The following is a 22,129-nucleotide window of genomic DNA, read 5'->3' as shown; positions in this document are numbered from 1 at the left end:
AATAAGCTGCATGGACATTTAGCCCATGCAGCTTTTCAAACACTTTTAAAACACCAAGACATCATTAAGGTTTAATGACAGAGAGAAGTGACTCGTTGCCCTCCGAGATCACCGTTACTTCCGGTGCGAACTCGGCATCCTCAACATGCAGGGTTTGACCAATTTTCATTGCACTAATATCAAACTCGACCACGGTTGGCAAATGACGAGGCAGCGCCTCCACTTCAATAGCGGCTAACTGAATCTGCACAACACCACCGTACTTCGCATCCGCTGGGGTTCCGTTGAACTTGACCGGAATTTTGGTACGTAGCACCTCATCGTTCTGCACCTGCTGAAAATCGACGTGAATCAAATCTCGTGTAACCGGATCACGCTGCAGATCTTCCAGCAATACGGTAAGTGAAGGCTTTTCTTCGAATTGCAGTTCGATGAATCCGGACGCACCTTGGTTCAACCATTTTTGGAAATGTACTGCCGGGATATGAATCATCTCATTCTCTGTATTTCTGCCAAAAACAACACCTGGCAGGCGGCCAGATTGGCGCAAATCCCGAAGTCGGGATGGCTTTAATTTGACGCGGGTCTCCGCTTGTATATGAGTAGTCATGCTATGTTCGCTCCTCTGTATTCTATGATTTTCTGTACACGTTCACTTTCCATCATCCAACATTCCCCTACGGGGGCTAAAGAGAGAAACATAGCATCACCACCTCCACATGGCTTCATTTTACAACCATTAAATGTAAACTCCCACAATATACAGCAAGGCACTCTACTTGGAAAAGTAGAATGCCCTTGGGATGCTTCCAGCCTATCATAGAAACCTTGGTTTGTCGATAAAGCGGATAGCCACAGAACTGTAATATTCAACACTTAACAAACCTACATTATTGGTATATTATAGAATTGTAGCAAATAATTATAATAAGAGAGGAGTTTACTACTTTGAAAAAGACACTCTCCATGCTTATCGTCATGAATTTGGTTCTTACATTTGCTTTTAGTTTCAGCGCTTCGGCTAACAGTGATATTGAGGGAAAGGAACTACCGGATGCACGCATTACGGAACAGGTCATACAGCCGGAAAAAGAGATCGTCACTGAGCTGACCAAAGCCCCTACTGAGTTGGATTCTTCTCCATTGAAGGAACATCGGCTCAAGGAAAACATGAACCTGAATGAAGCTTCTGCCACTTCCAAAACACATAAGCAACAAAGTCTGCTGATTACTCCGCAATCGGAGGATACAGATAACACATCGGCCGCAGCTGAGACCACTACATACACTGGCTACATCCAGGAGCAAGGTACCTCCAGCTATTTATACCCGATCTATGTACAGCCCGGGCACATTCTGCAAGTACAGATGGATAACCCCGCATCTGCGCAGCTTGATTACGATCTATATCTCTATGAATTCGATATGTCCACCGGGGAAGTGAATCCGAATCCTATTGATTACTCCATCTACGGGACATACTTGAACAATTACGGGAATGGGTCCAGAACGTTATCTGAAAATGTAGGCACGAAAAATATCACTTCCGGCGCCAAAGCCTACTTAATTGAAGCCTACGGCAAGGTTGGTGCCAGCATCAACGAGCCGTTTACCCTGACGGTCTCCACAAGCTCGACATATGATGCCTTCGAGACAGACGAGAATGCGCTGCGTGCCTATCCGCTTACCGTTGCTGTTGGCGGCTCTACACTCGCAACCCGTTCATTGAATTCGGAGATCGATCAGGATTGGTACAAAATCACCGTTCCTGAGAGCAGAAACTATGATGCGATGCGCATCACGCTGGATCAGGCTTCAACGGCGAATGGTTACAAAGCTGAATTGTACGGGGCTTTAAGTAACAACCGAATGGCCTTGATGCCAACCACGAACGGTAATGTGTCGTTAGGTACGGGCACTTATTATTTGAAGGTTTATACGACCAACACGTATTCCGATACCAACTATTCACTGCATTTGCAACCCGTATTACGTGCAGACAAAATTGTCATTACGGGCTACAACTCAAACGGCGGCCCCAATGATTACCCCTCCTACGCATATGGACGCTACTACCGAATCACCGGATCAAGCTTCACGGTGACAGGGGTTGCGGCTACTTCCGATAACTATGCCGTTGCTAATGCGGAAGTCGAGGTCATCTGGGCGAATGATGCCTGGTCTGAAAGCAGCAACAACCGTTATCGCAGTGCCAAAGTCATGACCAACAGCAGTGGGCAGTTCACGGCAACGTTGTCCCTGCCTCCTTCCGCCGGTAGCCTCAGTCAGTACTTGCCGGGAGCCATAAGCTTTACCCATTATTATGATCTGTGTGCTGTGGTGGCCAGAGTAACGAGTCATCCAAGTGTAAACACGACCGATATTGTGTATCACTTCGCCTACAGTATTTATGGCGGCTGATTGAATCAAGGAGAGCAACGAGCGGTGGAAGACACCCGTTCGTTGCTCTTTTTTGTCCATTTATATTAAAAATATGGAATATTATTCCGATAAAAAGGAGAGACATGTCTGATATGGAAATTAGAGCATTTATTCTTTTGCAGAATAGGGGTGTTTACGAATGAAGGTTCAAAGCACGACGCCGTTTGACCTCAATGCCTACACTCATTCACAACAACGCACAGGACAAGCGAATCAGCCAACGATGATTACAGGGAAGTTCGATTTGTCTCATGACACAGATACCGTGGAGATCAGTAACGCTTCCAGACAGCTCGCCTCCTTGGATATCGTGAACCATTCAGCCGTTTACTTCGGCACCGTTCAGATTAACGAGTCACTGGAACGCCTGCTCAAGGGCCAATCTTCTGAGGTCAAAGAAACGGTGTATGGTATTATTCAATCCAATCTGATTACGGACGTGACGGAAGAGGATGGTCGATCCGCTCTACTCGAACTCGGTCTGACACAAGCACAATACATAGCGAACAACTACATGAAGGGTGATCAGGCTACCGAGTTCATGAATACGATTCGCCAGATTGGAGCCATCTCCACAACCAGAACGATTAACCCTGAAACGAAACAAATTCAGTATGATACACCACCGCAACGACCGGTCGGTGCGCCAGAGGATTACGTTGATCTTCATTATATGATGCGTAAATTCCAGCCCCAGACCTATGATAAGTTGCAGGACGCCATCGTAAACAACAAAGACTGGAGCAGCATTCTACAGAACTTTGCGAAACAGGCATCTAAGAATCAAGCATGGATCAAAGAATACCATGAGGATGCGGCCCGCGCTGCGGGTAACCTGCCCATCCCGAACCGATTTGAAAGGGCTGACATGACCAACCCGAGCTCATTTGTCCATTCGGTGAAAGAGACCATTACCCGGACCGTTTCGCCATACAACAAACTGCTGATCGATAATATCGAAGCCTTTATACGCAAGCTTAAACCCGAGGGTAATACTGCCTAAGCAGAAGTTCTACATCAAGCATATTAAAAAGCTCCACTCACCGGTTTCATGGGAGTGGAGCTTTTGTTTAGTCTGTCCTTGTTACTACCGCAGCGTGAGGATAAGACGGAAGCCACTTCTTTTTTTGAAGGACGCGTGTCTTGGATCACTGCGTGGTAGGCTTCATTTAAACTGAGGTTAAAGTCAGCATAATCTTATCACCGGATCGGGTGATCTTATAGATCCCTTTTTGCATATCAACGCCGTAGTGCTTTTTCAGTAGCATTTTCGCATTAAGATCCGTCTCAATCACCACAAGGTAGTCATAGTTACTTAACAGATTGTCCATGTTATCTTCGTAGAACAGCACGATACCGTCCACATTGGGAGCATATAAGAAGTATCTGCCTACGTATTGCATGTAATAACTGGTGACCTGCTGATCCCGGTCAGAGCCATAGAACAGATACTTATTTCGATCTTCCTTGCCGCCCGTATACCACCGATCCCCTGTCACCTTATGAACTTCGTAGGGCAGGGTCTTGTCATACGTTTTGGTGATCGAGATCATACCATTATATTCGGACAAGAGGGTTGTTGCCGCGAGTGCCATACAGGCGATGATTCCCTGTTGATAATGCTTCTTCGTCTGTACCGTCTTGAATGATTGATAATCGGGAACTTCACCGATGCGGTAATGGAACGTACGCTCAATGTCCACAGCTGCACAGAGTACCAGTCCACCAGCGAACAACACCACGATACTTGATGCGTAACGCTCGAACCCAGCCAGTCGAACAGCCTCATCCACAGGCATGGAGAACAGATATAGTGCCAGAATACCGGCATAGTACAGTACAACGACCACATTCAGTGCAATCAGCACTTTCCATAGGTTCCATTTCTTCTTGAGCACCACATAGGCCACAATCGAAGCAGCAATCGCAGCAACTTCAAAAATAACAATACCCAGCACAGGTCTGGAGGTAATGTCCACGCTGGATTTCAGGAAAAGCACAAGAATTTCCCACTTTTGTTCTGCTGTTTTACCCGACTTTAAGGCTGCGGCAGCTCCCTCGAACTTGTTATTCACACCGTGGAATACCGTTGCCATACGCCAGCTCCAGCTGAAATACGGCAGTAATGCCCCTGCAATGGTACCGAGCACAGCGAGTCCAATCTTCCAGTTCGCACGTTGCTTATTCGTAAGCCAGATGTATACGAGAAAGATCAGCCCCACGGCAGCAAAAATGATGCCTGTGCTTTTGATTATCGTCAGCAGACCCGCCAGCGGCAGAATAATGATGCAAGCTCGCTTAAGATCCTGACGATACTGGTATATCGCTGCCACAATGGCGAGTGCATAGATTGGAAGCAGGAAGTCTACCAACAGGTTGGTAATGCGAATCGTCAGGTTGAAGAAGGACAATGTCGATAAACCTAACCCAAGAAAAGCATATAATAGAAACCTTTTTTTCTCTGACACGATGCCAAACATGGCATAAAAACAAGAAAAGATCAGCAGCCCCTGCGCCAGCAACATGATCGGCTCAGCATGTCCCATAAATCGGCAGATGTAGTAGATAAACGACGACGTGCCGAGCGGATAATTTTTAAACTCAATCAGGTCCGAATTCGGTGTTGGAAACGCATTGGTGCTCAGCATCTCCTTCACTACAATCGCCCAATGTGAGAAATTATCGTAGTGAGTCAGCTCCGTGTGGAACAGAATGAGCAAAAATACGAAAACCACGCTCAGAAAACTCAATTGAAATAACGAAAATGAAAAAGACCATGTGCCCCGTTTACTCTGGTACAAAGCTTGTATCACTCTGCCTCTAAATAACAGTAAGCCTGTGACCAGCACAACAATGCTACCCGTGAAGAGCTGCCCTGCTAATCCGGCAAAATAGACGATACACGCGATAGCCGAGAACACAAATATCGGAATGAACTCCCACCGGATGGACATCACCTTACGGACAAACTGCATATAACCGATCATCGATATTATGAGTAAAATGCCCATCACAAGTTGAAGCAAAAACAGCATGTCTATCTCTCCTAACCCTCTTTGGTGAACCGCTCAGCTTGTGGATGAATCAAATCACTCAGCAACTGATCAATCAAACCACGCCCCAAGATCTCATCGATATTCTCTACGGAGAGAAGCACTTCACGTTTGTTTGCCGTTGTTTTTCCCGTATGTTTTAAGACCACTTCAATATTGCTTTCGGTGTAAAAAGTAACTTCTGACCCTTCTGCTATCTTACCTTGCAGATTCGTGGCAGAGAAGAAACGATAATTAAAGCTGAGCAGTGTACAACTCGCATGATTCGTAAACGTTACGGGAAGATGAAGGGAAAGCCTTGGCATCTTCCGCTGATCTGATTTGGGCTGCACAATCCGTTTCTTCACATTACGCAGCATGTCGTCATATGCAGTGTCCCATAGGTTCATTTGCTCCGGCAGCGAGTGCTTCCGGTCATAGATGAGCTGCATGTATTGCCGTTTATCTGTCTCACTGAGCGGCTTAACCGTTGCGGAATAACGCCAGCCCTCGCCATCTGCTTTGACATATACGATAACCGCATCAAGATTGGCCTCATATCGACTCGATTTGACGACCAAAGAGATGGTCTTCTGCTCTGGTAGATAAATCGGGTACGGCACATAAAATGCAATGCCATTTTCCGAGAGATCCACGGTTTTGGCCTCGTAACGCAGTGTGCTGTCCGGATAACGGATAATAACGTCCTCTTGTGCCCTGATCCGCTCATTCTCCCGGTATGCTCGGCGTCCGATCATAAAGAAGAGTGCATAGAACAAGGCAATCATATTGTGAACGAGCCAGAAGATGATAATACTGCTGAAAAACAAAGCAATGCCGTACTTGCCATTCACATACCGGATAATCGCAGCGATGGACAGGATCAGCAGAATAATATGCGGCAGTGCATACTTCATTGATGCGATCCACTCACGTCCGGTTGAACGATTTTTATTCGTCACCTTGAACTTGCGTTCACGGATGCCTACCGTCTCCAGAATCACCGGCCAGATCAGATACGGCATGAAGATCGTATCAATGACCTGACTCCAGCGCTGATTCCGTATATTACTGGACAGATAACGCATCGACAGGCTGTAAAAGAAATACGATGGCAACCAGAAGATCAGAATCTGCCAGAACGTCGTATTTACAATCTGGAAATCAAATAAAGCAAACAGAATTGGAGACAGGATAAAGATCAGCCGATTGAAAAAAGACCACCAGTATAAAAAACTGCTCACATAGGTCACTCTAGTCCAGAAAGGCAGCTTTCTGGAGAGCGGTGCACGCGTATTTTGCAAACTCTGAATGATACCCCTCGCCCATCGTATCCGCTGCTTGATCATGCTTGGAATTGTGGTCGTGGTCTGCCCTGCTGCCTGTACCTCCTGAGTAGCATACGTAATATATCCTTCCTGCTGTAACCGAATGCTCGTCTCAAAATCCTCCGTAATGGTGTTCAGCGGAAATCCACCGATATCCACCATACCTTGTCGGGCAATCACCGTATTACTGCCCGTATAGGCAACGGCATTGGACGCATTGCGCAGAATGTTAACCTCACGCGAGAAAAAGTCCTGCTCGTTCGGAATACCCTGCTCCGCATAAAGGTTGAACTGGAACAGATCCGGGTTGTAAAAGCTTTGCGGGGTCTGCACCAGCCCCAGCTTAAAGGTTGGGTCCATCTCCTCTTCACGGCGAAGGCGCCATTCTCCATTTTCTTCGATAAACGTGGAGAGCATGAAATAGGGTACGGTTTTCATCAGAAACGTATGCTGCGGAATCATATCTGCATCAAAGGTCGCAATTAGCGGAGAAGATGTCTTGCTCAACGCATTGTTCAGGTTACCGGATTTGGCATCTTTGTTGCCGGGGAAACCCAGATATCCTACGCCGAACTGCTTCGCCAGCTCTTCAACCGCAGGTCTGGCCCCATCATCGCACAGATAGATATGTACCTTGGACTTGTCCGGGTAATCCATAAACGTACAGGCATTTACCGTTTTATACAAAAGGTCAACGGGTTCATTATGGGTGGCGATAAATACATCGACGTGCGGATAATATTCATCCGGGATCACCGGAAAATCGAGCTGTGCCCGTTTCTTTTGCATCTTTTGAAAAAACAACTCAAAAGTCGTCCCTACAGTAACCATCTCCGCCATAATGAGCAACATGCCAAATATGACATTCAGCACCCCTTCTCCCCATGGCAGCGTAAAGAACATACGCCAGATCAAATAGATGGTCATGAGAATCATGGTGATGATAAAAAATACATTTTGCCTTTTCTCGTTTTGCACTACAGCTGCTTCCTCCTTGCTGCAAATACCCACCTCCGCTGCAGTTGGAAACTTAGCAGGAACAGGATGGCATCACAGACGAATTTTGCTGCCTTCTCATCCACGAGGAATAGGGTATGGAATAAATACACGCCTGTACTCGACAACAAAATCACCAAGCCACACAATGTTAAGTAACGCCACAGGCTACCCCTGCTGCCCTCCTTGCGGAACACAAAATATCGATTCAGAACATAATTCACAACAATAGAGATGACACGGGCAATAACAGTCGCGAGCAAAATTCTTAAATAATGCTGATCTCCCATCATGGGACGCAGGAAATCGATCAAAAACCAAGCAATTCCCAAATCAACGACAGAACTGGCAACCGACGATGATATAAAACGAAAGAAATTTGAGAACAGCACACCCATAACGCGGGCACTATCCTGAATGGCTTTGAAATGTGTACCCGCATTGCCATTCTCATAGATGACCTGAATGGGCACCGTATGAATGGCAATACCTGACTGAATACAGGAGATCAGCATCTGCAGTTCATATTCAAATCGCTTGCCCCGTACATCCAGCATAAATGACAATAACCCTGTACCGAAGGCACGAAGTCCCGTCTGGGTATCGGACAGTTTTTTTCCATATAACAGCGCAAAAATAAACGACGTCATTCGATTACCAAACAAAGATTTAGGTGGAATATCGCCCTCACTGAAATCCCGAACGCCGAGCAGTAAGTCATTCGGACGACGTTTGGCTTCCTGAGCAATCCGATAGACATCCTCGGCAGCGTGTTGCCCATCTGAATCCGCAGTAACAACATAGTGAGCCTGCCCATAATGCTGTGCTATGTAACGAAATCCGGTCTTCAGCGCCTCACCTTTCCCCTGATTCTGCGCGTGCCGCAACAAGAAGCATCCATTATCTTCTAATTCCTTGAAAATGTGCTGGTATTTCTCACCAGAACCATCATCTACAATGACCAATTTCGTAAAACCATAGTCTCGCAACTGACGTACATAGGATAAAAGTCTATCATCTGGTTCCAGCGAAGGAATGAGGATGATCGTTTCGTCCTTTTCTTTTGCTATAATCATCCGAAATGAGCCCCAATTCGACATATTTTCATGAAAACTTGGTGTATATTAGTGTTAATATCTTCCTTGAATATAGGAGAGTATACCATCGAAAAGGTGGGTCGTAAACGAGAATTTTTGTAATCTAATGGTAAAAAAGTTTTACATTTTTATGTACATATGTTAGTCGTAACAGACTATATCCCTCTGACATATTAATCATTCGGGTACCTTATAAATAATAAAGAACCGCCCGTTTATTAAACGGGCGGTTCGGGTTATATCGAATGATTTATATGACTTAATCATCAGCCTGTTGAAATGACTTTCCACCATGATCAAACATGCTATTGAGATACTTTCATCTCAGACTGTCACTTTATGGTTGTTATTCACACTTTTATTCTGATATTTGACAGCCCACTTATATACGAAGGTCAGAATAAATCCGGTCAGACCACAGACTGCTGCAATAACAAAGGCTCTCTGATAACTGCCGTCTGCACTATACACATTCCTCATAATTGAGGGTCCGAAATAGCCGGCCAGTGCAAATCCGATAAACATAATCCCGTAATTCACACTGTTGTTTTTGGCCCCAAACTGATCTGCCGTGAAGCCTGGGAATACCCCCATTAAGGAACCAAAGCTTAAACCAATCATGGAAATTCCCATATAAAATGTACCTACATTGTTCTCTCCTGAAAAATAAAGCATAATCAGGCCAGCGACAGATAAGAGAGACGTAATGGCAAGTGTATTGATTCGGCCAATTTTGTCTGAGATATACCCGGCCAGAATCCGGCCACCTGTATTAAACAGCGCCAGGATCGATACAACTGTTGTTGCCGCAGCAGCGGACAAACCAACCATTTTCTGAGCGATAGGTGAAGCTTGAGAGGTGCACATCAGTCCAGCAAAAGCTCCGCTGATCAACAGCAAGATCATCACGTAGAAGATCGGGCTGGCAAGCATGCCTTTCCAATTCTTATCTTCTCGCGGAGAACGGGCAAGTTGGACAGCACTCGGTGTCCATCCTGACGGAGTAAAATCAGCCGGACATTTCTCAATAAAGAACGAAGCTACGCAAATAATAAGGAGAAAGGCAATCCCTATTATCATGAATGCAGAGGTTACCCCCGAGTTGCTGATCAAAACATTGGCGACCGGAGGTATAATCACCGAACTTAAACCATAAGCAGCCGTTGTTACGCCCCCAACCAATCCGCGTTTGTCCGGAAAAAATTTGATGGAGTTGCTGATCGTGCAACCGTAAACCATTCCCGTTCCCAAACCAAGCACAATCCCATAAGCAAATACCAGAAAACCTACAGATGTGGCAAAGCTGGATAAAATCATTCCGCCCCCAAATAGGATCCCTCCAACCAGAATGACCTTCTTGGGTCCGAACCTGTCATTAATCCATCCACCCGATATCATCGTAATGGGTCCGACTGAATTGCAGATTGTAAACGCAATGGCCAAATCCCCTGGTGTCAATGTACGTCCTGTGAGACCACTTAGATAAGCTGCCATTGGGGCAGCAAACACACTCCATGCATAAATGGAGCCAATACATAGGTTGATAAAACAGCTTGCAATCAGAATAATCCATCTCTTTTTTGTCAGTTCCACTGAGATCTTTTCTCCTCATGATTTTATTGTGAAATAATTCACTAACTCATGCGATAAAGTGTAGCACAGCTTTTTATATCCATCTATGACAACACGTATAGCTTTATAAAGGATTTTTGTAGTAGCTGATAAGGGCGGAGAGTCACAATTTTAGACGAATGGCGGCTTATGCCAGAGATAAGTTTCGACTATGATGAAAGGAGATTCGTAGACCTTGTGTAGACCCTGACTAAAGGCTGTGATGTTAATGTTATTTCAACGGGATAAATGGCTGCAATATCGTGCATTTAACAGTGTACCTTTACTCGCCAGGCGACTTCCGGAAACAAAGTTGTTAGGAAAAGAATCACTGCACGATATGTTGTTACAACATTCAAGTGTCGTGCTGAAACCCTGCGACGGACGTTATGGGAGAGATATTGTGTTCATCCGGCGTCTGAAAACGGGTACCTACCAAATCCAAAACGAGAATAATATCATTACGATGCAAAACAAGAGTGATTTACAGGATTGGCTTAATCAAATCAACATGGATCGTGAGTATATCATCCAGCAACGTATATATTTAGCTCGCATTCAACAAAGGCCGTTCGATCTTCGTATCATGGTTCAACGTCAAAAAGCAAACTCGTCCGCTTGGAAGGTAACCGGTTCCTACGCCAAGATCGCGTCACGCGGATATCTGGTGACCAATGTGACCAACCGTACCATGTCTGTGTTCAAAGCACTGCAATTAGCACGTGTTGGTGGACGGAAACTGCTCCTTCAAGTGGAGCATACTGCTCTGCTGGCTGCCAAGAGCCTCGAAGTGCACTACCCTGATCTGAGACAAATCGGTTTTGATATCGGCATCGATAAGAAAGGCCGAATCTGGATTATTGAAGGCAATTATCGCCCTGACCTTCGCACTTTTCGGCGCTTGAAAGACTCTTCGATGTATCGCCGAATCTTGTGGTATCAGAAGCATTAATTCCAATCTTTACGACGCAAGAAGCGACTCTCCATAGATTTATTGGGAGAGCCGCTTCTTGTCTTATAACTGTGAGAATCCATTTACTGCACGTTTGTAAAACACCCTTCTCTTTGTTCAACCTATTGCCGATATCGTCAACATTTCCGGCGACGTCTAGCCGCACTTACGACACGTGTTACACGGAACTGGTTCGGACCAACCTGGATGATAGCGAATTGGCTGTAGGATGTTCCTGATGACGTGTATGGTTCAGCTGCGATATCGCCACTTGGTGTTCTAACCGTTGCAGTGATGCGAGTGACCAGACAAACTCCACGTCCAGAAGCTTGCCATGTCTCATCACGCTGCACACTGTATTGATCATTACTGCAAAAGATAGATGCATACTCGACAGCCCCAAACGCATTATACGAAGTAGAGTTATAAATTCGAACCGGATCATAACCACCTGTAGGTCTACGATTTCCCATTCTCAAAACCTCCTTATTGTTGATAGTTTATTAGATGCAATAGAGCGATTTTGGTGAGGGATAGACGTGGACAAGGTTGAAAAAGTGTATTTGCCTTACAAAAAAAACCACCCGCTGGATTAGCGAGTGGTTTGCAGCTGTTGTAGCCATGTAGAAAGCTCGTCACATGATAAAAACTTCCTGATCCGTAAGAGCCATCAGTGCTTTACAAGTTAGAATTAAGAAGCTTTCGCCGCAGCTGCTTTTTCAATGATTGCTTTAGCATCATTCATCGAAAGGCCTTGCTTAGGCTCCAGCATTTTTTTGTCTGTTGCACTGAAAATACCTTTATCAATCAACTTCGCCAGTGGCTTTACTGCGTAAGCAGAAACGGATTTTCCATCCTCGAAGCCAGCGATGATCGTTGCTGCCTTCGCTTCGGATGCCGGGCTGTTCACCAATTTTGCCAAAATGGTTGCTGCCTCTTCCCGAGTAATATCGCGCTCAGGATAGAAGTTACCGCCATAGCCTTGAATAAATCCGGCTTTAGAAGCTTCTGCAATAGCATCTGCATATGCAGCATTCGCAGCAACATCTTTGAATTCAGGTGCTGTAGATACCGCGTTAAGCTTCAGCATATCCACGAGCGTAGTGACAAATTCAGCACGAGAAATAGGTTCATTGTTCACTGGTGCTGGAGTTTCTGCTGGCTCTGTAGCGACACCAATGTTTGTAATGCGGGCTTCTTTTTTAGCTTGAATATCGCCGCCCTTGAATGTATCTGTGATGTATTTGTAGAACACATCCAGATCAATTGGGCCAGCCAAGGATGATTTCGCATCCAGCAGCACTTTATAGTTATCTCCACCTGCAGCCATGAAATTGTTCACCACAGCGGTGTATGATTTTTTAGGATCAACCGGTGTGCCGTCTTCTAGTGTAAGAGCCGTCACACGTTCAGCAACCGGCTTGCTGAAGTCTGCTGTGTATTTCAAACCAGCAATTTGCAAAGTTTTTGTATTTGGTGTGCCGTCAGCATTGGTGCCCCATTGCTGTTGCAGCAACGTTTTTACTTGCTCACCTGTCAGCTCCAGCTTTACGAGTGTATTGCCGAAAGGCTGGATTTTAGCCAGATCTGCAAAGATCACATCCCCTTTGGGCAGGTCTGCACGGATACCACCTGGATTCATGAACGCAAAGTCAGCTTTGCTTGCTTTATCGCCAAAGTCTGCTTGACGCATCGCATCTGCAATCAGGTTGCCCAGCGGAGCTTCGTTATTGTAAGCATCTGTACGCAAAACTGTACCATCTGTTGTACCTACTGGCTTCGTCAGCTCAGGGTGCTTGTCCAGAGACTTTTTAATAATCGCTAGTGTTTCAGGATCTTCTTTTACACCTTCTTGGAAAGTGGTTGTCACCGTAGCTGATTTTTCAGTTACATCCCCCGTAACAGGGTCAATCATAAGTTTGATATCTTCAAATGCCGTACCATAAGAGTACGCTTGCACGATCAGTTTGCCATTCACGACACCGTTCGCCAGAGCGTGATTGTCACCCGCAACAATGACATCAACAGGAGAATCTGCAGGCAAAGCTTTTGCCAGATCAGCCGCTTCTCCAGTTGTTACCCCTTCTTTGGTCGATGCTGGGTCATGTGCCAGGACGATGATCGTTTCTACGCCTTGGCCTTGCAATTCTTTTGCATATTTATTAACGGCTTCAACCTCTTCTTCAGCGCTCAGGAAACGTACACCTGCTGTACCTGCTGGAGATACTTTGTTCGGCGTTGATTTTGTCACGAGTCCGATGAATCCGATTTTTACGCCGCCTACTTCTTTAATCACATATGGTTTAATCAGAGGTTTACCAGTAGCGTTTTCAATCACATTTGCATTCACATAATCAAATTTTGCGCCGGCATGAGTTACTTTACCTTCTTTTGGATCCAGACCGCCAAAAATTTGAGCCTTCAATGCGGCAATCCCTTGGTCAAATTCATGGTTACCTAGGGAACCCACATCAAATTCCATCATATTCATCCATTCCATCGTTGGCTCATCACGATCAAGGGATGAGACTGGAGCAGATGCACCAACCGAATCGCCGTTATGGAACAGCAAGGAATGCTCATACTTGGCTTGAGCTTCTTTGAGATAGGTTGCTAGAATCGGAGCCGAACCTGCCTTCTTATCACCAACCATAGATGTTGTATCCAGTTGGCCGTGGAAATCATTGATTCCTATCAAATGTACTTCTACATCTTTGCCTGCGGCAGAAACGGAACCAGCCGCGCCGAACAGCTGAGTGAGTAATAATGTAGCAGCAGCCACACGAATAGTGCTTTTCCCCAACACTTTTTTCCAAGACATGAGTAAACAAAACCCCTCTCCAATTTCATATCCTGAGATATTTTACCACAGTTCAATTCATAAAAGTGGTTGATTCTATTAAATTTATGTAAAAAAACTTTATAAAAAAGATAGAACGCTTTATATTGAAAATGTTGTATTTTATATTTTTTTCTTGCTTTAGAGGAATAAAATGTTATATATTCACTTTGTAATCACTTTCCGACTCTGTTACATGAATGAATCATCCTCTTTCACTACCACTACGCCTTCCTGCAACTTCTACAAATCATGTTTAAGCTCATAACGATATAAACCATCTATTATAGCGCTTTGATTTCCATTAAAGGAGGTGACCCTGAGAGCACTGTACATATGGCTGTCCCATGAATTACCACTGGGGGATGTGTTGATTGCTCTTTCACCACTTCTGACCGAACGCTATGTTGCATTACGGCAATACCCGTAAGCGTTTGTTGTACTACGCAATTTGCATCAACCATTCTAAGGAATATAGGAGAGTGTCCAATGAAAAAGCTATTTTTCCCTAAATCGTTCCGCATTTTGATCGCGTGTTTGTTGATCCTAGCCTTTGCTGTACCTACAACGGCTTCCGCAGGCTACCTTGGAGATAAACTGCTGGTCGGCCAGAACATGCAAAAGGGGGACTACCTCACCTCGCAGGATGGTAGGTTTTCAGCGATCTGGCAAAATGACGGAAATTTTGTAATCTACCAGAATGGTTCTTCGATCTGGGCCAGTGGAACAAGCAATAGCATGGCTCAAACTTTCCAATTTAATCAACAGTATGGTAAACCTATAATTTACGGGTATGGATGGGTGTATAAAGACGTTTATCAGTACGCTTATCGCTACGTTTATAATCCTGTCACATTCAGATATGATTATGTGTGGAGCCCAGGATGGGATAAAGTTCTGGTACCTGATACATCCAAACTAGTAGCTGTCTGGTCTATGAATAAGGAAGCGTGGATTCCCGGCCACCATGGCAACACGCTGCCAGTTGATACAGCGGGTGATACTCTTATCATGCAAAATGATGGTAACTTGGTACTCTACAACACTACCTTGACCAACGCAAATTATCCGAATAGCGGGATTCCTGTCTGGGCTTCCAATACGGGCGGTCGCTAAGAGGATTGATACTCGGGGCTACAGGGCTATGATCAATCATTACGATGTTATGTAAAAAAGCCGAAGAAGGGATTCACCCTTCCTCGGCTTCTTTTCGTTTTTCCCTGTAATGAAGCATTCCTAAAAGATACACTTCATCTGCTTGACCATGTTATTGAAGCGAAATTTACCACAGATCTTCCGGAATGTATTTTAACATGGTTTCGGAGCCATCTGGATTGATTTTATACGTATGCGTTCTTGTCGCTTCCTCAAGATGTCCGAATGACCATCTGCCCAAAAGATTATCTGGATAAGAAGCTTGGGCCCCGGTCAGTGGGCCTCTGTACAGCATCCCATTGATCATTTTGACAGCTTCCTCTCGGGTAAGCTGACTGTTTGGTTGGAAAGAGCCATTTTGGTAACCTGATAGGAAGCCAAAACGGTAAACCTCATCGATAGACTGCTCCGCCCAGCTTACCTCAATATCGGTGAACGAGCTGATTCTCAATATATTGTTCATCTTCAGCTCTCTTGCAACTCCCAGATAACGAGCAATGGCTGTTGCCAGTTCTGCCCGTGTGATAGGTTGATCCGGCTTGAACGTGTTATCCGCATAACCTTTAAATATCTCTTTGTTTACAACTGCTTCGATATAATCGGCTCCCCAGTAACTTGTAGCAACATCGCTAAATAACTGAACGTGGTGAACCTCATCTTGCAATTGCAGTGTCCGGGCAAAGATGGCAGCAATCTCTGCACGGGTAATGAGTCGTCCAGGTTTAACGTTGCCATCTGGATATCCCATAATGTAACGGGCATGCTTATGTTCATAACGGTTAGAATACAACATCACCTTGATCAAGGATGCATCATCTTGTGTATTCGTAAGCGTAAGCTTGTGATCCGTGCCTATACTAGCCGTTATGGTCCCGAAATCTTCGCCTTCGCTCATTTCGTTAACCTTTAGTTTGAACGTTAGCTTACCTTGCGTTCCTCCCGCCAGCTTACCAACATTCCAATTGAGTTCCTGATCTGTCAAAGTACCGCCGTTCGCATCAACCAAACTTAGCCCTGAAGGGATCTTAGCTTTGATATACACACCATCGGCATCGACCGAGGTTTTATTGGCATAGATCACGGTGAAGGTAAGGGTATCTCCTTCCCCACCCTTCATTTTGTCAACTAGGATCGCTGTAGCGAGATCGATAGATTCCGTAGGCATCGTAGTTGTTGGAACAGTTGCTGGTGGAGTTGAAGTTGTCTGTGAGTTTGGTGCACCCGCACTCGTTCCTGCTCCTGATCCTGTTCCTCCAGATGTTGGCATAGGTGTCATGCTAAAGTTATACAGCACAATATCCGTACCCACATGAATCAGCGGTTGGCTTGGATCAACAACTCTGCTATCAAAATCCTTATATCCAGCTCTCTTCGCGGTTAAATAATAGTCCGTATGCGGAAATACCATAAAGGCATATTGCCCTGTCGCATCACTTGTCTGCGGGTTGGCATTATCCGCTGGTGGGAAGTTATTCACTGGCGGCAAGTTAACAACTGTTCCGTTACTGTAATGAAGTGTAACAACAGCACCGGTTATCGGTTGACCTGTTACGGAATCTGTAATTGTACCATACGGGTCAATAAGCACTTCACTGATGCTAATCTGTCCGTCTGCATTAATTTCGGCATTCATGTGCCCTACAACGATAGGTTGTGTCCCGCCTCCTGGAAGCGGAATGTTATAGATGACTTTTGCCGTATAGCTGCCCTTGAGCACACTGTCGATATTAAATATACCGTTGTGGTCGACTGGACCTGTATGATCGCCATTGCCATCATTGATCAATACATTGTAGCCACCGCCCACAGTCCCATCGAGCGTTGCGGATTCCCCTTGCGTTTTTCCAACCAGGACAATACCTGATACGGTTTTATTTCCATCAAAGGAATGGCCATCCACACTTCCGTTTACGGGGACGTTCTGATTAAACGTGACCGATTTCTGCTGACCGTTGATCTCAACCAGCTTTGTAATCGATACATCATACGTCACATTCCCCTGCGGTATAGCAATGGTGTATGCCCCATCAACTCCTGTAATAGCAACCGCGTGAAAATCAGCAATGCCATCTCCGTCAAAATCTTTACTTACTTTGATCGTGGAACCTGCTAGCGGATGTCCTGCCTGGTCTGTGACAACACCTGTAATAACCCCAGGAGTAATCGTGATATAGATTGTGTCGCTAACCTGGATACCCTTTTGGCTATCATCTACGGTTGCCGTCAGCGGTATGGATACCGATCCCGCACCCCCAAGAACTGCTGCAGTAAAGGTTGTCTTAGCAACGCCTTGTGCATCTGTCAGAACCGTTATCGTATTGGTATTTCCGGTAAAATGACCGTACGTTGTATGCGGTACTTCAAACACAACTTCAACGCCTGCCTGAGGACGCCCCTCTTTATCGGTTATCACCGTCTTAAATTCGGATGTAGCCGTACCATTACCAAGTATGGATGAGGGGTTGGCTGTTAATGTTATCTCGTAATCCACAAGTTCAAAATCTTCGGTGATACGTCCGTTTCCATTCACATTGGCTGTAGACACAGAGACTTCTCTATGCGCCGGGCTATATCCATCACGCACAACTTCCAAAATATAATTATTGATGACGACGTCTTCAAAATTGTACTTCCCATTTGTATCGGTCGTAGTACGCCCCTTCTCTTTACCCGCAAGGTCGCGCAAAATTACAGTAGCACCAGATACCGGATCTTGGGTCTCTTTATCTCTGATTGTTCCATCAATGCTAGGGTTGATAAATGTGATTGTAACCGTAGCTTCGTTGGAATTACCTACTCCATCATAAGCCTGATAAGTGAACGTCACACTGCCAGATATTTCTCCAGCAGGCACAAACGTAAATGAACCATCAGTTTTAACATTCAGTGTACCCTTGCTTGTATCACTCAGGGAGCTGATGCTCACGGCAGTAAGCGTACCGTTCCCTACAACGGTATCATTCGATAGAATACCAGTTGCCGCAGGAACGTTCAGCGTACGGCCCTTCACTACCTGATAGCTGTCATTCTCAGCAATAGACAGCTTACTGAATTTTGCATAATAGTCTCCAGCTGAGGAAACTGTCAATGCATAAACTTTATCCGTACTTACAGGTGTACCTGTACCTTCCTCGTTGTCATACCATCCTGCGAAGGCATAACCGGAAGCTGGAACTGCCTTAATCGTTGCAGATTCACCAAGTGCGTAGACACCGTCACCTTCTGTTACGCCACCAACATTACCAATGACATGAGTCGTGATCGGCACTTTGATGGTGATGGTAACCGTAGCTGAACTTGAGTAGGCTGTCCCGTCATAGGCCTCATAAGTAAATGTCACATTACCCGATGCATTTGCTTCCGCAACAAACGTAAACGATCCGTCCGGATTTACATGTAGTGTACCTTTGCTCGTATCACTAAGCGAACTGACATGGTCCACGGTAAGCGGATGATTCTCATCATCGGTATCGTTAGAGAGCAAGCCCTTCTCCGCTGGAACATCCAGTGTGTCTCCGCTTCTAACGTTGTAGCTGTCGTTTTTCGCGGTTGGCTTATGTGCAGGTGGTGTAATGTTAATCGTTACCGTCGCTTCATTCGATAGGGCAGAACCATTATTAGCTTTGTAGGTGAACGTCACACTACCCGATGCTTCTGCTTCCGCCACAAAGGTGAATGATCCATTTGAATATACATTCAGTGTCCCCTTGTCTTCATCACTGATTGAACTGATACTTACAGCAGTAAGTGTACGTCCCTCGCCATCCGTATCGTTGAGCAAAATGCCCTCTTCCACTGGAACACTGAGAGTTTCTCCTCTCACAACGCTATAAGTATCATCATGGGCTACTGGTAGCGATGTGAACTTTGCATAGTAATCCTGATTCGTCTGAACCGTGAACGTATATGTTGTATTCGTACTTGAAGGCGTCCCTGTTCCTCCCGGGTTATCATACCACCCTGCGAATGTATAACCCTGATTCGGAGTAGCTGTAATTGTTGCAGAATCACCAATGTTATAGGTGGCATCCCCTACAGATGTACCACCAACGGCTCCAATAACATGCGTGTTGATTACAGCTGTGGTCACGTTGGTTACATCCGTAGATACCGTATTGGACGCAAGGTTAATTCCTGAAATGACAGCATTATCGCTATCTAACGTCTGCGGCGTGCCCGGTGCAGTTTTCGTAAAAGTAAGCACCTTGCTGTCATTGGCCGGAACATCAATCCCTGTTTGGGTTTGGCCATCGCTAATGACGCTGAGCCCTGTAATAGCTGTATTTGTATAGTTATAGATGGTCACTTTGTAATCTATAGACCCGTTAATTGGAACGGTTGCCGGGCCTGTCTTCATAATTCCCATCTGCAAATCAAGCTTCCCGTTGTTTCCAAGTCTCATGATGGCCTTGCCATTATTCAGTGATTCCTCGGTTACATACGTCGCGCCGATTCCACCCGTTTTGGAAATCGTCTGTTTACTTGTTAAAGCCTGATAATAGGGACTGTCAGCAGGTGGGTGGAAGTACGCTGCCGTCTTGGCTCCATCACTCGCATTGCCCGCATTGATGTAACGGGATGTGTCACCCACCTGATCAGGTGCTACCTGAAATGTCGGTTTTACTTTATAACTGATTTTAAAAGAACCGCCTGCTGGCGCGCTATAGTCTCCAGGCTGCGGACTTGTCCGGTTTTTGAAACGGTAAATATGCGATTGCATATCATCTGCGTCAATATACCATGTAAGACTGCTAACGCCTGCGACGGTTTTAATGACCGCCTTACTTCCATACCCCGCGAATGCATACGCTGTACCACCGTTTATATTCGTACTTGTGTCTACTGTCGCAACAGCATCCCCGATTTTTAACGTGGACAGATCCACAGCAAAATCATTGCTGATATCGTCTGCAACAACGATAGCACTCGCGATATCTGCCGTTTCCCTACCGTTCCCCAGATCCGTGGTTTCCGGTATGTTGAGAAGCGGAAGTATCGTTGTAGTAGCCTCAACATCATTGGTTAAACCGGAGAAAGCTGACTTCACAATGTCATACGTTGGGGCAAATGTGTAATAACTACTGTATACAAATGAATTGGCATAGTTAAATCCATTAGGCCCCTGAGATGCATATGCACTCAGTTTGTCATATGTGTTCTTGGCAGTACCATAGTTATAATTACTATCTTCCTTATTCTCGTTGACTCGTTTCGGATCAAGTCCTGCCCACGCATACACAGGTTCGTTACCGTTATACGGTCCATTGATCGCTGTTGTGGAACCTAACCCTACAGTATACACTTTGGACTGAGTGGCTTCTCCCCCATTGTATTCGGTGTATTTACGGTCCATAAGATCCTTCATATATGCACCGGTAAGAATGGTTAACGCAGCAATTTCCGGATCACCTGTATTTGCCAAACCGACGCCCGCTGTAGCTGGCACATACTTGTTAACATTCGTTCCGCTTTGATTATAATTCGGGATTGTTGTAGCCTCAGCTAATGCATTGGCAAAATTGGTCTCAAATGAACTGCCTTTCGGCGAAAGAGACCATGCTTTCTTGGCATGAATTGCCGCTCCATCAGATAGAAGGAATAAATAAGGCTGTCGCTTTGGACCTGCTCCCTTCGTTCCCACCTTACTCATCGTCTTCGAGACACCGTACATGATTCCGTCCTGAGTGGGAGTGCCGGGCCCTAGTCCGACTGCAGGTTGTGTTCCAACGGAACTACCATCTTTGATTAGATTACTGTTCAAAGTAACCGTTTGAGTATTGCCACCTACGTATTTCAGATAGTCTTCTGTACCATGACCCGAACTAAATTCGTAATGTCCCATCTCCATAAATGTACCGAGATGGTTAGCATCAGCTGATCCCCCGAACCAATATACCGCAACACGGTTGTTGGAATTGGCGTTCATGACTGTACGGATGGCGTCATTTGCAGCCTTAGCCATAGCTTCTACGCGATAATAAACGCCTGCATCTCCAGCTGTGAGCGCTATTTCTTTACCGCTGCGGGTACCCATTGAAGAACTCATATCCAAAATAAAAGTTACGTCTGCCGCAGATCCGTTCGCATTGCTGTTACCGCCAACGCCTGGATTCGTGGAGTTGGATGTCATATATTCTTGTGCTAGCGCAGATAATTGAATATTGAATGTACCATCACTCTCTGCCGTAACACTCTTGTCTGTCCAGATCCGTCCATCTGAGGCAGCTGTACCGAAACCAGCAGGTGCTGTATCTGTGACCGGATCGGCCGTTAACTTCACACGATATTGCTTGTAGTTTGCCTCTGCTGTGGTTGGAGCGTTATTTGCATAGGCTACTGAACCTAATAATGCAGATAGGCCACTCCCCCCCAGGATTAAACATACCGTGAGCACAATAGAAATGATTTTTTTGATGCCTTTGGTCATATCCTTTTTGCCTCCATATAAAATTGAAATGTAACTGGTTTCTTGCTGTAGATAATCCTGAATCCCCTTTCATATATGCAACCCAGTTAACTTGCTATAGGGAATTCTTGTGCCTGATCTACAAACGTGCATTAACAAAGCAATCTACTGAATCTATTATTGTCTATGACCTACTTTCTATATAAAAGATGATTAGCGAAATTCAGTATAACCTCTGTCGCTAAACAAATACTGAACAACAAAAAAGCCT

General features: G+C 45.4%; 12 protein-coding genes. 4 read left to right on the top strand and 8 right to left on the bottom strand.

The features are described 5' to 3' along the window. Window positions 1-64: 64 nt before the first annotated feature. Window positions 65-610, bottom strand: coding sequence for a 50S ribosomal protein L25 (locus EC604_RS08965; RefSeq protein ID WP_123063852.1), 546 nt, complete (start codon window positions 608-610; stop codon window positions 65-67). A gap of 338 nt (window positions 611-948) precedes the next feature. On the opposite strand from EC604_RS08965, the gene EC604_RS08960 reads away from it, so the two are divergent. Continuing rightward, a complete protein-coding gene (locus EC604_RS08960; protein WP_123063851.1) occupies window positions 949-2,421 on the top strand; it encodes a hypothetical protein in 1,473 nt (490 codons plus the stop codon). Window positions 2,422-2,581: 160 nt separating this feature from the next. Continuing rightward, complete coding sequence (locus tag EC604_RS08955; protein WP_123063850.1) at window positions 2,582-3,445, top strand: hypothetical protein; 864 nt, start codon at window positions 2,582-2,584, stop codon at window positions 3,443-3,445. 166 nt (window positions 3,446-3,611) lie between these two features. On the opposite strand, the gene EC604_RS08950 is transcribed toward EC604_RS08955, so the two are convergent. The 4 genes from EC604_RS08950 to EC604_RS08935 all read right to left on the bottom strand — a co-directional run bounded on the left by EC604_RS08950 (window position 3,612) and on the right by EC604_RS08935 (window position 10,488). After that, complete coding sequence (locus tag EC604_RS08950; RefSeq protein WP_123063849.1) at window positions 3,612-5,477, bottom strand: hypothetical protein; 1,866 nt, start codon at window positions 5,475-5,477, stop codon at window positions 3,612-3,614. 11 nt (window positions 5,478-5,488) lie between these two features. After that, window positions 5,489-7,780 (bottom strand): glycosyltransferase family 2 protein, encoded by a 2,292-nt coding sequence (locus EC604_RS08945; protein ID WP_123063848.1) that lies wholly within the window; start codon window positions 7,778-7,780, stop codon window positions 5,489-5,491. Then, on the bottom strand, window positions 7,780-8,874 hold the full coding sequence (locus EC604_RS08940; RefSeq protein ID WP_161556893.1) for a bifunctional glycosyltransferase family 2/GtrA family protein: 1,095 nt from the start codon (window positions 8,872-8,874) through the stop codon (window positions 7,780-7,782). Before EC604_RS08940 ends, EC604_RS08945 begins: the two co-directional genes overlap by 1 nt. Window positions 8,875-9,219: 345 nt before the next feature. Then, a complete protein-coding gene (locus EC604_RS08935) occupies window positions 9,220-10,488 on the bottom strand; it encodes an L-lactate MFS transporter (RefSeq protein WP_123063846.1) in 1,269 nt (422 codons plus the stop codon). Between the two features lie 247 nt (window positions 10,489-10,735). On the opposite strand from EC604_RS08935, the gene EC604_RS08930 reads away from it, so the two are divergent. After that, the gene (locus EC604_RS08930) at window positions 10,736-11,458 is read left to right on the top strand and encodes a YheC/YheD family protein (protein WP_161556892.1); all 723 of its coding nucleotides are present in this window, start codon (window positions 10,736-10,738) and stop codon (window positions 11,456-11,458) included. Window positions 11,459-11,595: 137 nt separating this feature from the next. Here EC604_RS08930 and EC604_RS08925 read toward each other — a convergent pair whose 3' ends face one another. Together EC604_RS08925 and EC604_RS08920 are read right to left on the bottom strand one after the other, a co-directional pair. After that, on the bottom strand, window positions 11,596-11,931 hold the full coding sequence (locus EC604_RS08925) for a hypothetical protein (RefSeq protein ID WP_123063844.1): 336 nt from the start codon (window positions 11,929-11,931) through the stop codon (window positions 11,596-11,598). 218 nt (window positions 11,932-12,149) lie between these two features. Then, a complete protein-coding gene (locus tag EC604_RS08920) occupies window positions 12,150-14,279 on the bottom strand; it encodes a 5'-nucleotidase C-terminal domain-containing protein (RefSeq protein ID WP_123063843.1) in 2,130 nt (709 codons plus the stop codon). A gap of 507 nt (window positions 14,280-14,786) precedes the next feature. On the opposite strand from EC604_RS08920, the gene EC604_RS08915 reads away from it, so the two are divergent. Continuing rightward, complete coding sequence (locus EC604_RS08915; protein ID WP_123063842.1) at window positions 14,787-15,413, top strand: hypothetical protein; 627 nt, start codon at window positions 14,787-14,789, stop codon at window positions 15,411-15,413. A 166-nt stretch (window positions 15,414-15,579) separates the two neighbouring features. Here the strand turns inward: EC604_RS08915 and EC604_RS08910 are convergent, their stop codons facing one another. Further along, window positions 15,580-21,879 (bottom strand): Ig-like domain-containing protein, encoded by a 6,300-nt coding sequence (locus EC604_RS08910; protein WP_123063841.1) that lies wholly within the window; start codon window positions 21,877-21,879, stop codon window positions 15,580-15,582. Between the last annotated feature and the right edge of the window lie 250 nt (window positions 21,880-22,129).

The sequence above is a fragment of the Paenibacillus amylolyticus genome, from assembly GCF_003719335.1.
Classification (GTDB): Bacteria; Bacillota; Bacilli; order Paenibacillales; family Paenibacillaceae; genus Paenibacillus; species Paenibacillus amylolyticus_D.
The sequence above is the reverse complement of the archived record's forward strand: the minus strand, read 5'-3'. Positions and strand labels throughout refer to the sequence as shown.

Coding starts and splice junctions, on each gene's coding strand:
- EC604_RS08910 (WP_123063841.1), bottom strand. CDS start 21,879: ATGACCAAAGGCATCAAAAAAATCATTTCTATTGTGCTCACGGTATGT.
- EC604_RS08915 (WP_123063842.1), top strand. CDS start 14,787: ATGAAAAAGCTATTTTTCCCTAAATCGTTCCGCATTTTGATCGCGTGT.
- EC604_RS08920 (WP_123063843.1), bottom strand. CDS start 14,279: ATGTCTTGGAAAAAAGTGTTGGGGAAAAGCACTATTCGTGTGGCTGCT.
- EC604_RS08950 (WP_123063849.1), bottom strand. CDS start 5,477: ATGCTGTTTTTGCTTCAACTTGTGATGGGCATTTTACTCATAATATCG.
- EC604_RS08965 (WP_123063852.1), bottom strand. CDS start 610: ATGACTACTCATATACAAGCGGAGACCCGCGTCAAATTAAAGCCATCC.
- EC604_RS08925 (WP_123063844.1), bottom strand. CDS start 11,931: ATGGGAAATCGTAGACCTACAGGTGGTTATGATCCGGTTCGAATTTAT.
- EC604_RS08930 (WP_161556892.1), top strand. CDS start 10,736: ATGTTATTTCAACGGGATAAATGGCTGCAATATCGTGCATTTAACAGT.
- EC604_RS08955 (WP_123063850.1), top strand. CDS start 2,582: ATGAAGGTTCAAAGCACGACGCCGTTTGACCTCAATGCCTACACTCAT.
- EC604_RS08940 (WP_161556893.1), bottom strand. CDS start 8,874: ATGATTATAGCAAAAGAAAAGGACGAAACGATCATCCTCATTCCTTCG.